Source organism: Halalkalibacter flavus (assembly GCF_036663575.1).
Taxonomy (GTDB): Bacteria; Bacillota; Bacilli; order Bacillales; family Bacillaceae_D; genus Halalkalibacter; species Halalkalibacter flavus.
On sequence record NZ_JAWRVK010000350.1, the window covers coordinates 1 to 248 of the forward strand.

Genomic DNA, 248 nt, shown 5'->3' on the forward strand with positions numbered 1-248 from the left:
GGGCGGCTGATGGGAATTGAACCCACGAATGCCGGAATCACAATCCGGTGCGTTAACCACTTCGCCACAACCGCCATCGTCATAATAAAATTGGCAGGGGTAGTAGGAATTGAACCCACACCGAAGGTTTTGGAGACCTTTGTTCTACCTTTAAACTATACCCCTAAAAACAAATGGTGGAGGGGGACGGATTCGAACCGCCGAACCCGGAGGGAGCGGATTTACAGTCCGCCGCGTTTAGCCACTTC

Annotated in this window: 2 tRNA genes; both read right to left on the reverse strand. The window is 52.0% G+C overall.

The features are described 5' to 3' along the window. Nucleotide 1: 1 nt before the first annotated feature. Nucleotides 2-74: transfer RNA gene (locus SAY88_RS25430), tRNA-His, on the reverse strand. A gap of 17 nt (nucleotides 75-91) precedes the next feature. Beyond that, nucleotides 92-165, reverse strand: a tRNA-Trp gene (locus SAY88_RS25435). Nucleotides 166-248 lie beyond the last annotated feature (83 nt).